The sequence below is a fragment of the Alkaliphilus flagellatus genome (genome assembly GCF_018919215.1).
GTDB lineage: Bacteria > Bacillota > Clostridia > Peptostreptococcales > Natronincolaceae > Alkaliphilus_B > Alkaliphilus_B flagellatus.
This window is the reverse complement of record NZ_JAHLQK010000001.1, coordinates 264,527-276,321: the sequence shown is the minus strand read 5'-3', so window position 1 is coordinate 276,321 and position 11,795 is coordinate 264,527. Positions and strand designations below refer to the sequence as shown.

The 11,795-nt window shown below is 32.0% G+C and carries 11 protein-coding genes; 1 reads left to right on the top strand and 10 read right to left on the bottom strand.

Annotation, left to right across the window (positions count from 1 at the left end; translation table 11 throughout):
- Positions 1-81 precede the first annotated feature (81 nt).
- The 7 genes from KQI88_RS17940 to rlmD all read right to left on the bottom strand — a co-directional run bounded on the left by KQI88_RS17940 (position 82) and on the right by rlmD (position 7,876).
- Positions 82-339, bottom strand: a complete 258-nt coding sequence (locus KQI88_RS17940) for a hypothetical protein (RefSeq protein ID WP_246579075.1) — start codon at positions 337-339, stop codon at positions 82-84.
- 15 nt (positions 340-354) lie between these two features.
- Complete coding sequence (locus KQI88_RS17935) at positions 355-807, bottom strand: hypothetical protein (RefSeq protein WP_246579074.1); 453 nt, start codon at positions 805-807, stop codon at positions 355-357.
- Between the two features lie 411 nt (positions 808-1,218).
- A complete protein-coding gene (locus KQI88_RS01215; RefSeq protein ID WP_216414542.1) occupies positions 1,219-2,253 on the bottom strand; it encodes a Cfr family 23S rRNA (adenine(2503)-C(8))-methyltransferase in 1,035 nt (344 codons plus the stop codon).
- A gap of 162 nt (positions 2,254-2,415) precedes the next feature.
- Positions 2,416-3,894: an Lsa family ABC-F type ribosomal protection protein gene (locus KQI88_RS01210; protein ID WP_216414541.1), complete on the bottom strand. Its 1,479-nt coding sequence runs from the start codon at positions 3,892-3,894 to the stop codon at positions 2,416-2,418.
- 610 nt (positions 3,895-4,504) lie between these two features.
- A complete protein-coding gene (locus KQI88_RS01205) occupies positions 4,505-5,404 on the bottom strand; it encodes a PhzF family phenazine biosynthesis protein (RefSeq protein WP_216414540.1) in 900 nt (299 codons plus the stop codon).
- A gap of 56 nt (positions 5,405-5,460) precedes the next feature.
- The gene (locus tag KQI88_RS01200) at positions 5,461-6,348 is read right to left on the bottom strand and encodes a LysR family transcriptional regulator (RefSeq protein ID WP_216414539.1); all 888 of its coding nucleotides are present in this window, start codon (positions 6,346-6,348) and stop codon (positions 5,461-5,463) included.
- Positions 6,349-6,523: 175 nt separating this feature from the next.
- Positions 6,524-7,876, bottom strand: coding sequence for a 23S rRNA (uracil(1939)-C(5))-methyltransferase RlmD (rlmD, locus tag KQI88_RS01195; RefSeq protein ID WP_216414538.1), 1,353 nt, complete (start codon positions 7,874-7,876; stop codon positions 6,524-6,526).
- Positions 7,877-8,058: 182 nt separating this feature from the next.
- Here rlmD and KQI88_RS01190 point away from each other — a divergent pair, with 182 nt between their 5' ends.
- Complete coding sequence (locus KQI88_RS01190) at positions 8,059-9,423, top strand: GerMN domain-containing protein (protein WP_216414537.1); 1,365 nt, start codon at positions 8,059-8,061, stop codon at positions 9,421-9,423.
- A gap of 239 nt (positions 9,424-9,662) precedes the next feature.
- On the opposite strand, the gene KQI88_RS01185 is transcribed toward KQI88_RS01190, so the two are convergent.
- The 3 genes from KQI88_RS01185 to KQI88_RS01175 form a co-directional block, all read right to left on the bottom strand.
- The gene (locus KQI88_RS01185) at positions 9,663-10,670 is read right to left on the bottom strand and encodes an aldo/keto reductase (RefSeq protein ID WP_216414536.1); all 1,008 of its coding nucleotides are present in this window, start codon (positions 10,668-10,670) and stop codon (positions 9,663-9,665) included.
- Positions 10,671-10,694: 24 nt separating this feature from the next.
- Positions 10,695-11,090, bottom strand: coding sequence for an FxsA family protein (locus tag KQI88_RS01180; protein WP_216414535.1), 396 nt, complete (start codon positions 11,088-11,090; stop codon positions 10,695-10,697).
- A gap of 63 nt (positions 11,091-11,153) precedes the next feature.
- On the bottom strand, positions 11,154-11,570 hold the full coding sequence (locus tag KQI88_RS01175; protein ID WP_216414534.1) for an acyl-CoA thioesterase: 417 nt from the start codon (positions 11,568-11,570) through the stop codon (positions 11,154-11,156).
- Positions 11,571-11,795 lie beyond the last annotated feature (225 nt).

The following is an 11,795-nucleotide window of genomic DNA, read 5'->3' as shown; positions in this document are numbered from 1 at the left end:
TCAGTGCCTTTATTTTCTATGTTGATAATAAGGAAAATTCTCATATTTTATAAAGATAAATTGGAATTTGTGAGCTTTCAATTATAATTCCATATCATCTAACAAAGCCTTTAGGTATTTTAGCGTTTGAGAACGACTTTCTTCGTTTTGACAATCAAACAATAATTCCTCAGTAAGCTCCCAAGTATCCTCTAGCATACGCCTAGCCAAATAAAACTCCATTGTATCAGTGTTCACTTGAAAGTCTGGATGTTTTTCCTTATATATATCTAAAAAACACTTATAGTAAGGCTTTTGTTTTAAAAACATAAGATCAGCTTCGGGTGGAGCAACTTTCAACCCCTCCCAGTCTATTTAAATCAATGTTTCCTTTCGTTGCATCAGTTTTTCAATAGACCCAATTCGTTCTTTCAGCAATTCTTTTAGATCACTAGCAAGATACTCAAAGTTTTGAATAATATGCTCCTTTAATAGCTGTAAAAATGGTAGACAAAAATCCTCTCTTAACTTTAAGCTATCACAAGGTATTTGCGTACTGCTGAAAGAATGAAGCTCCGAAATCATATCACTAAGTTGTACTACTTGTTCATATGTCAATTCATCATCACCAATAGTTTCACCGTCAATATATTCATACAAAAGATAAATTGCATGGTTATCTTGACATTTATAATTACCTGCCTTTGTTACCACAGGAACAGGAATTCTGTCGGACATCCTTGTATTTTTACCCAACCAAATGGTAATTGGAATATATATGTCAATCGTGGCTGTTAACTTATGAGTAGAAGCCCTGTTTTTTTTCATAAGCCTTCAAAAAGTAATATTTCACACCATCAGACACTTTATATGCCGAAGCCGACCATCCACCTTTTTGAGAGGTAACGGACAGACATTTTATACCGTATTCTGTTTTTAGTATATTTATTATATTTTCCATATATCTTCTCCCAACATAAGTAATCTGCGCTTCAAATATGCCTTACAAGTAAAATCTTTTTTATTTATACATCTAGTTTTATTATAACTGCAAAAATTAATAAAACAAAATAAACATTAATCTTTAGTCTTGCATAAAAGTTCACCCGTCTTAACCAAAAAGTCCCTCAAATCTAAAGTCTGAGGGACATACAACACTCTTCAATATTTAATTAAAAATCTTCAAGACCTTTAAAATGAGACTACTTCTTTACTCAAATGGATATTTTTGAACTAACATCATAATTTATTTTCATAACACAACTGTCCGCAAGCAGCACTAATTTCAGAACCAAATTGTGTTCTAACAGTTACATTAATACCAGCTTTCTTTAGTGTACTGCAAAATTGCTTGATAGCACTTGAAGATTGAAATTTAAAAGTTGTTTTGTCCGTAGAATTATAAGGTATCAAATCAATGTGATATAAATACTCCCATGAACCACGATTTTTCAATAAACCTACAACTGCCTCTGCATGTTCTTTCGAATCATTAATTCCTTCAAGCATAATATAAGCAATAAACACTCGTCGTCCCGTATGAATGATATGTTCATCTAATGTCTTCATTACCTCATTCAATGGAAATCTTTTATTTATAGGCATTAAATCGCTTCGTTGGCTTTCAAATGGTGAATGAAGTGAAAAAGCCAGATTCACTTGTGGAAATTCTTTGGTCAATCTTTGAATTCCCGGTATAATGCCAATTGTTGAAATAGTAATTCTTCGTTGACTCAACCCAAATAAATTTTGATCAGTTAAAATTTTTACTGCATCAAATAACTCCGGATTTGCAAAAGCCTCACCCATTCCCATAAATGAAATACTATTCAATCTATGGTCATTAAAATAGAAATAAAGTAATTGGTCAGTTATCTCATCAGCAGTAAGATTGCGTCTAAATCCAGCACTTCCCGTTGCACAAAAACGACATCCAAAACCACAACCACATTGGGAAGAAATACAAAACGATTCCCACCCCTGTTTATACTTTAGTCCAACAGCTTCTATTCTTTCTCCATCAGTCAATTCGAATAACAATTTTTGAGCTTGTTTAGAATCTTGTGAAAAAACAGGTATTACACTAGATACATTATTTCCAAACTCATTTACTAAAGCTATCCTTAACGCTTTTGGTAGTATATGCATATCATCAAAATTATCTATTCTTTGATGAAAAATAGCTTTTGTAAGCTGTTCGTATCTATAATCAGGTAATTTTAAATTTGATACTATTTGTTTTATTTTTCCATATTTCGTTTTTGTCTGTTTCATGTAGGCTTCCTCCTCACTATTAATAGTTAGGAAGCAAAGCCAGTATAATTAGCGACTTATACTACTCCATGCAAGCGTCGCTCAAAACATCTGGCTTTGCATGGAGCCTATTGTGTGTTACTTTTATATTCCCATTAAACATATTAATTGCCATTTCTACCTTTACAATTTTATTGTTTTTGTTGCAACATTTTCACAAAATGCACTATCATGCTCAACAAACAAAATTGTAGGTTCATGTTCAATTAACAATTTCTCAATCTGCATACGAGAAATGACATCAATAAAGTTCAATGGCTCATCCCAAATATACAAATGTGCCCGTTCACACAAACTTTTAGCAAGCAATACCTTTTTCTTCTGTCCTCCACTAAAATCTTCGATATTCTTTTCAAACTGTTCTCTTGAAAAATCAAGTTTTCTAAGCATCGATTTAAATAAACTCTCGTCAATACAGTGTTTATCTGCATACTCAGATAAGTTACCATATAAATCTGAAGTATCTTGTGAAACATAGGAAATGATTAACTTATTATTCTTTCTTACAATTCCACTATGGGGGATGTTTTCTCCATAAATTAATTTCAATATACTTGATTTTCCGCTGCCATTCTTTCCTTGAATAGCAATTTTTTCACCTTGCTCTATAGTGAAGCTTACTCCTTCACAGACAATTCTATCATCATATTCAATTGCAACATCTGTAAGTTCTACAAGCTTTTTATCATGGAAAGTAAGCGGTACTATTTTTAAACTTTCATTAGATTCAATATTTTTAAGAAGCTTTGATTTTTCCTCAATCATATTTTGTTGTTTAGCTTCTATATTTTTAGCACGCTTCATCATTTTTGCAGCTTTATGTCCAACATATCCTTTATCTAATTTGCTCCCAGAATTAGTAGTTCCATACTTGCTGCTTTCAACACTATCTGACCACGTAGATGTACGTTTTGCCGAGCTGGAAAGTCTGTTAATATCCTTTTTCAATTTTTCGTTTTCTGCTAGCTCAAAATCATCTTGTAATTCTTTGTTTCTCCACCATGAAGAGAAATTTCCTTTTTGTATTTCAATATTAGTTTTATTAATAGACAAGATATGGTCAACACAATTATCCAAAAAAGACCTATCATGTGAAATCAGAATAAATCCTTTCTTTTTTTTCAAGTAATTACTTAGTTTTTGCCTAGCTTCAGCATCCAAATGATTGGTAGGCTCATCAATAAGCAAGAAGGAGTTCTCCTTCAAAAACATAGCAGCCAACAATGCTTTGGTCTGCTCTCCTTTAGATAGTGTATAAAACTGTCTATATAAAGCATCGTAGTCCATATCTAACAAAGATAATTCTTTTACTATTTCCCAATCCATTGAATTTGGACTAATCTCCCTTATGACATCTATGGTGAAATTGCTTTGCTCCTGCACCTCATAAGGAAAATATTCAAAAGTCACATCAGCCGAAATGTTTCCATTATATTCGTATTTCCCAAGCAAAAGATTTAAAAAAGTAGTCTTTCCTCTTCCGTTTCTTCCAGTAAATCCTAATTTCCAATCGGTATCAATTTGAAAACTTACATTTTCAAAAATATTATCATAGCTACCTTCATAAGCAAAGGTTAGGTTTGTAACATTTATTAAAGACATATTTTTGTCCTCCTCTGTATTTAATGGTATAAATAACAAAGTCGGAACAATAGGCGACCTTGTTATTACTCCATATAAGTGTCGCCTGCAGTATCCGACTCTATATGGAGATTATCATGTGTTAGCAAAGTGTCTTTATTTATCATAATATTATTTATCCTCCTTATTCGAATTATTTATAAAAAAATAAGAGCCGCAAGAATTAATTATTCTTACAGCTCATAGATATACGTAGTTAAGCTAATCATTATAGCATAACACAAGTGTATATATTAAGAGAAAAAAGAATAACTTTCTTGCATAAGTACAACAAAACAAACAGAGCACACCTGTTTATCTTTGTATTAAATGTACTTTAAAAATTAGCAAGAAAAATTAATCATTTTTTCACCTCAAATTTCAAATTTTTTATCATTATACTATTATACGTTGAAAAAGTCAATAAAGAGTGAATAAAGAAAATCTATTTCTTCTCTATATTCACAACACACTCTACATGCCTTGAGTAGACAAAAATGATTTCACTTGAAGCTGGTATCCCCCTGGCGTAATTCAAAGAATTAATTAATTCTAATAATTGGTATAATGAAAAATTCATTCAATTGTTTCATTAAAGATTTATAGTTCCATTAATTGAAATAGTCGCTTTTCCCCCAACTTTGATAGTCGGATTAGTTTTTCCTGCAATAATCTTTATTGTAAGTTCTCCCGGTCTTCCAGCTGCATGTCCTTGGGCAATTGTAAATTCATGGTCTGTTTTTGGGTCTAAAATATTTTCCAATACTAAGTATCCTGCTAACGCACCATTCGCTGCTCCTGTAACCGGATCCTCAGCAATTCCGACTGCTGGTGCAAAATCTCTTGTATATATTTTATATCGTTCATCAAAACTGTTAAAACTAAATAAATGTGTAGTAGTAATATCAAATTTAAGATTTAAATCTTTTAATTCTTCAAATATCGGTACTGATGCGTCGATTGCTTTACTGTTCTTTACCGGAATTAATAAGTGCCAATTTCCTGTATATGCTAACCTGATCGGATATTTATCATCGATGTCCATTGGATTAATCCCGACTACACGACAGATTTCTTCCTTATCCACCTCAAATTGTTTTGTTTTAGGTGCAACTTGAGTCATCACAACACTATTTAATTTTTTTTCTTGCATAGACCATTCAACCGGAACAATACCAATATTTGTTTTCAATCTAATTTGTGAGGCTTTTTCCATCCAGCCATACTCCATTGCCATAACCCATGACAGGCCTACCGTAGCATGACCGCAAAAATCAACCTCTGTACTTGGTGTAAAATAACGCACCACATAATCATAATTTTTGTCATTAGAAGGAAATAAAAATGCAGTCTCTGAAAGATTTAACTCTCTTGCGATCTTCTGCATGTCGTGCTCATTTAACCCCACTGCTTCGGGAACTACACCCGCGGCATTTCCACCAAAAATTTGATCTGTAAATGCATCTACATGATAGACTTGTATTTTCTTCATAACTAACACTCCTTTTTTATACTTGATAAAGTAAGTGTATAGCAAAAGAATTTCCATTACAAATTACTATTTCCGCTATTAGAAATCGTTTTTTGTGATGATATGTCTAGGAATGTTTGAAAAGCCCTCGTCGTTATCCTATCTTTTCTTCTTAAAAAAACAAGCGGATTCTGATTATACGCTTTAGGGAGGTCATAAATAAAAAATGAATTAGACTTACTGTATTTCTCCGCTAAAGACCGTATTGTAATCGAAAAACCCAAACCCAGTTCAACAGAAGCAAAAATCCCGTCCCAAGTGCCAACTTGAATTGACCTTGGTAATTGAATATCCTCGGATTGAACCCACTGTTCAAATTTTCTTTTATAGATACAATTTTGCGATGCTACAATCAAATCATTTTTACAAATCAATTCTAACTTTCGAGAATCTGGCAATTGTTGACCTGTAATTAAAACAAGTTCATCGTCTATACAAATTTCTTGAACAAGTTCATCATTTTTTATAGGTCCATCTACAAAAATACCATCCAATTCATAGTTTAAAATCTTGCCCAATAATGCCTCTGTAGATTCAATATAGGTTACTAGCTCAACATTGGGGCACGCTTCTTTAAAATCGCGCATTATATAAGGTAATCTTACTGATGCCACTTCTATGATTAATCCGATTTTTAATTTTCCTCGAGTTCCATCATGCAGAACACTAACCACTTCATCTTGTAAACTAATCATTCTATTAGCATAATCCAAAAATATTTCTCCGGAATTAGTCAGTACTACTCCTCGACTGTTTCTGATAAATAAATCTACTTCCAATTCATGTTCCAATTGATTGATTCTAGCTGTCACGTTCGATTGTGCATAATTCAGGTGTTCTGCAGCCTTAGTAATATTTCCAAAATATGCTACTGTTTTAAATATTGCTAAATCTTTTATATCCATGTCACACCTCTCTGAAATACAAACTATTTAATGGTTCATCCAAAAACCTGTTAACTGTAAGCAGTTCTAATTACTCTTTTTTCAGAAATTTTATCGTTATTTTTAAAATAGCAATTCTTAGACTTCTTAACATTATTCTTTTCTTGATTTAACACACAAATTCCGCTCTATTTCCTTATTTCTTATGCAAAAGGCAAATACTTTCACAATGAGAAGTATGCGGAAACATATCCACTGGTTGCACTTTATCAACATTATATCCTCGCTCATCTAAATAGGCCAAATCCCTTGCCAATGTGGCTGGGTTACAAGAAACATAAACTATTCTTTTAGGCTCCATGTTTACTATTGTTTCAAGTACACTTTCCTCGCATCCCTTTCTAGGTGGGTCTACAACTACAACATCTGCTCTAATTCCTTGCTTATATAATCTTGGCACTACTTCTTCGGCCTTTCCCACATAAAAGTTAGCATTATTAATGTTGTTAATTGATGCATTTTCTCGTGCATCTTTTATAGCGGCTTCTACTACTTCTACACCATGTACCTCTTTAGCTTTCTGTGCTAGAAATAATGATATAGTTCCAATACCACAGTAAATATCAAATACCCTTTCATTTCCTGATAAATCTGCATATTCCAATGCCTTTTCATACAGAACTTTAGTTTGTGTCGGGTTTACTTGGAAAAAGGATTGAGCTGAAATGTGAAACTTTAGATTTCCTATATAATCAACTATTTTATCTTCTCCGTATAAAGTAATGGTTTCCTGTCCAAAAATAACATTTGTATTCTTTGTATTAATATTTTGAACAACACTTTTTAATCCCTCTATATTTTCCTTAAACATTTCAATAAGCTGATTTTTCTGTGGCAAATCTCTACCATTAGTTACTATAACAATCATTACCTCACCAGTAGTAAAACCAGCTTTTGTAACTATATGTCTAATTAATCCTGTTCTACTTTTCTCGTCATATACCTTTACACTGAAATCTTCTATATATCTCTTTACTATTTTAACTATTTTTTCATTAATAGGAGACTGAATATGACAATATTCTGTATCTACAATGTCATGTGTTCCCATTTTATAAAAGCCTAAAATTGCCTTACCATCAATTACACCAACAGGAAATTGAGCCTTATTACGATATTCGTATGGATTATCCATGCCTAAAGTTGGATTAACAGTAGTATCTATCTTCCCTATACGAGTTAAAGCATCTTCTACAATTTTTCGCTTCATCTCTAGCTGTGCTCCATAGCTCATATGCATAATTTGGCATCCACCACATATATTAACATTTGGGCACTTAGGCTCTATTCTATCTTCAGATGGTTCTATAATTTCTAATAGTTCCCCTATTCCATAGTTCTTCTTTAAAATATTTATTTTTACTTTTACTATATCTCCTGGTATAGCTCTTGAAACAAAAATTGTAAAACCATTTATTTTGCCGACACCTTCTCCACTACTTCCTAAACCATCTATTTTAATGTCATATATTTTATCTTTTTCTACCATGCTAATAACTCTCCTTTATATATCTTGACAGATGTAGTCGAATGAAATTACTTAATTATCATTTTACACTACTTTGCTACTATTTTGCCAACATTTGTTGTACGATTCCTATTTACGGAAACATTTCAATATTTTATAATATAAAGTATAACTTAGGATAAGCTAAGATTGGAGTTGATTGAATGTTGCGAACGATTCGAAATATCTTTGTACTTCTATTAATAGGCATAACAGCATCTGGTATGCCTATTTACGCAAGTAGCATTAATTTTAGTTCTATTATACCAACTATTGTTTCCAAAAATGATGCTATTATTGTCACTACGGAGGAAAAGGTAATATCCTCTAATCATGTTCAAGTTAAATATGGCTTTTCTGCAGATTCAGATAAGAGTTATACAGGGCTGTTATTTAATGAAAATAATCCCTTTACTGTTGAACTGACATCTAATGGTGATACAATCCAAGATCTATCTTTAGATGACCTTGTGACCCTTGGTAATTATAAGTCTCTTGAACTTTACAGTAGTACTCCTGTTTACATCATTTTTGATTTCGACCAAGAAAAATTAAATCTACCTGATGGCTCTTATAAGTTAAAAATTAAACCTAATATCGATAATGTAAACGTAGCTACAGAAGAGGCTGAATTTGATATACATTTTAATACTGAAGGAAACTATATTCCTGCTTTACCCGCCATTACATCAGTTAAGCATGGAGAAACTGCTCTAACACTTTATTTCCCGGACAACGAAGCAAATTATTTAGTGCCTATTACAAGATTTGTACCATATACAAGTTCTCCTTTGACTACAACCCTTAGAAACTTAGAAAAGGGTCCTAATAGCAATCTCGGTTTACCATTAGGAACTCCCATCCCGGTAGGAGGCAAGGCTGGAAAATCTGGAGATACTGCCTATGTAAATTTACCTGCAGATCTTGGCAGCTTTAATCAAGGTTCTAGCGCCTCTACTAATGCAGTAAATAGTTTAGTAAATTCTTTAACGTCTATCAATGGAATATCTAAGGTCCAGTTTCAATTTAATGGTAAGATTATAAAGGATGCTTTCCACGGTATGACGATGGATGTGCCTTACCACAAACCAGATAATACAATGATTTACACTGCTTATTTATCTGACACCAATAGATTTTTGTTATCACCAATTCCTTTCTCTATGTTTGGAAATCAATATGATGATAATAATATTAACACTATTTTTGATACTATGAAATTTAAAGGAATACCTGAAATCTACAACTCTAAAAGACATCCTATTGTGCCTAATGATGTTGAGTTGTTGGATTACAACATTGCTAACCGTGTACTTACTTTAACATTTAATGAAGAATTTTTAAAGGTCTATGAAAATAATGACCACCGTCGTCAAATGATGGTAGATGGTATTATATTTACCTTTAAGTCTTTAAATGATGTGGATTTTGTTAACATTAAAGTAAAAGTTGATTCCAAAGATACAAATGAGCAAGGAATAATAAATTATGATTTTGCTCCACCAGTTTATATTAATCCAGAAGATTAAAAGTCTATTTATATTTATTTTATAATAAAAACCAAGACAAATAAAAAAACTTGTCTTGGTTTTTTCATATACCTCTAAATAATTTCCTTTCTCTGCTTTCCCAAAATTTAATCAAAAAAATAAGCACAGATATTCTGTGCTCAAAAATAGAATCAGTTGTCCTTTTTTACTTACTTAAAAACTAAATAATTAAAACCTATTATGCATTATTTAACAATTTCAAACTTTTTATACCTGATTTAACCTAGTTGTTTAGTTACATTTTTCAACATTTCTCGAATCGGCAAATCATATGGACATCTTGTTTCGCACTTCCCGCACTTAATACAGTCCGATGCTTTTTTGGGTAAGCTGGAATACCTTGTTGCTGCCCATTCCTTTAGGTCATATCTGGTATAATATCCTTCCATTAAAAACTGAGTAGGAATATCAATCTCTTGAGGACAAGGCAGACAATATCCACATCTCCTACAAAACTTAGAACCTAACTCTTTAGCAAGTTTTTCAAGTGCCTGTCTTTCATCCTTATTTAAAGGTATAAAAGACTTTGCAACTGCTGCATTTTCTGCAACTTGTTCGATCCTATCAATTCCTGGAATAACTACAGAAACATTAGGATTTTCTAAAATAAATCTTAGAGCTAAATTCCCCTTTGTAATTGCTCCACCTGCTAATGGTTTCATCACAATAACTCCAATGTTTCTTTCCTTAGCTTTCTTAAATAGATCTTCCGCCTGTCTTTCAACTGCATTGTAAGGAAACTGAATTGTAGAAAAATAATCCGTCTCTATAGCATTCCCTAAAATACCTATATCGTGGCTTGTAATGCCTATAGCCTTTATTTTTCCTTCTTTCATTGCTTCATCTAGTGCTTTATATGCTCCATTAGTACTCATTATTTGATCATACTGATCCTTAGTTCTAACATTGTGACACTGATATAAATCTATGTATTCACAGCATAAGTTCTTCAAACTAATTTCTATATCCTTTTTCATGCTTTCATAATCTCTAGCCATGGATTTAGTAGCAATAGTCCAATGTTCCCTCGTTCCTCTAATGCCTATTCCGATTAAACTCTCACTTGCTTCATATCCTCTAGCTGTATCGATAAAATTAATCCCTTCCTTTCTAGCAAGATCAATTAACCTAACAGCTTCTTCTTCATCTAATCTTTGTATAGGAATTCCGCCAAAACCTACAACCCCTATATTATAGTCAGTTTTCCCTAACTTTCTAACCTCCATCTTTTGTTCCCCCTCATTAGTTGGCTATCTTCTAAAATAAAACCATAGATTTCCTCCAGTTAGCATACTCTTAAACCGTCTTTTTATCATATTTATAAATGGAATTCTAGTGATTGGTAAAACTAACATCAATCCAAGTGCATCAGTTATTAACCCAGGAGCTAATAAAAAAGCTCCGCCTAGGATAACACATAATCCACCAATAAGCTCATCTGCTGGCATTTTTCCTTGACTTATATCAAATTTTATCTTTGTAATAATATCTCTACCCTCTCTTTTGGCAAAGTATGCTCCTGTAAGACCTGTTACAATTACTATAGCCAAGGTATACTTGAATCCTATGTAACTACCTATCTTTAACAATATAGCAAAGTCTAAAAGAGGTAACAAAGTAAATAGTAGAATTAATTTAAATAGCATATTTTCACCCCTGGATAGAATTTTTCAATCTTTATCATATATATAGTATTATGTAAATTTTTATTACATTAAACCTTCAAGTTTTAAATACACTTCTTTATGTATCTTTTTTAAGTTCATAGGCCTACCACCTTCTTTACTTACAAATGCGTGTTCTGTAAAGCCTTCAGCTAACAACACTCCATCTACTTCTCTAACTATTTTATAGTTAAATGTTATTCTTGTTGGACTAAGTTTTTCTATTGTTGTTTTTATAATTAACTCATCCGCATATTTAGCCGAAACCTTATATTTACAATTTACCTCTATTACAGGTAATATTATGCCTATTTCTTCCATGTCTTTGTATTTCATACCATAGTTTTTTAAAAAATCTGTTCTACCTACTTCAAAATAAACAAAATAATTAGAATGATATATTATACCCATTTGGTCGGTTTCTTCATATCTTGTAACTAGTTTAGTTTCATTAAGCTTCAAAGCGTTCACCTACCCTTTCTACATATGGATATTATAACATAATTATGCCCATTTATCTTCGGTTTATTGCTATAACTTCCAATTTTTAATATTGAATTATAGCAATAAATCCTCGAAATAAGTGCAACTATGATTCATATAAAATTAAAATTCTATCTGAATTAAGTTTTCTTTATTGTATATCTATATGATTTATTCTCTATTACAATAAATTTTCCTTTAACT

Excerpts from the sequence above, each read along its gene's own strand:
- KQI88_RS01190 (WP_216414537.1), top strand. The coding sequence starts at position 8,059 with ATGTTGCGAACGATTCGAAATATCTTTGTACTTCTATTAATAGGCATA.
- KQI88_RS17935 (WP_246579074.1), bottom strand. The coding sequence starts at position 807 with ATGAAAAAAAACAGGGCTTCTACTCATAAGTTAACAGCCACGATTGAC.
- KQI88_RS01215 (WP_216414542.1), bottom strand. The coding sequence starts at position 2,253 with ATGAAACAGACAAAAACGAAATATGGAAAAATAAAACAAATAGTATCA.
- KQI88_RS01185 (WP_216414536.1), bottom strand. The coding sequence starts at position 10,670 with ATGGAGGTTAGAAAGTTAGGGAAAACTGACTATAATATAGGGGTTGTA.
- KQI88_RS01210 (WP_216414541.1), bottom strand. The coding sequence starts at position 3,894 with ATGTCTTTAATAAATGTTACAAACCTAACCTTTGCTTATGAAGGTAGC.
- KQI88_RS01200 (WP_216414539.1), bottom strand. The coding sequence starts at position 6,348 with ATGGATATAAAAGATTTAGCAATATTTAAAACAGTAGCATATTTTGGA.
- KQI88_RS01180 (WP_216414535.1), bottom strand. The coding sequence starts at position 11,090 with ATGCTATTTAAATTAATTCTACTATTTACTTTGTTACCTCTTTTAGAC.
- rlmD (WP_216414538.1), bottom strand. The coding sequence starts at position 7,876 with ATGGTAGAAAAAGATAAAATATATGACATTAAAATAGATGGTTTAGGA.
- KQI88_RS01205 (WP_216414540.1), bottom strand. The coding sequence starts at position 5,404 with ATGAAGAAAATACAAGTCTATCATGTAGATGCATTTACAGATCAAATT.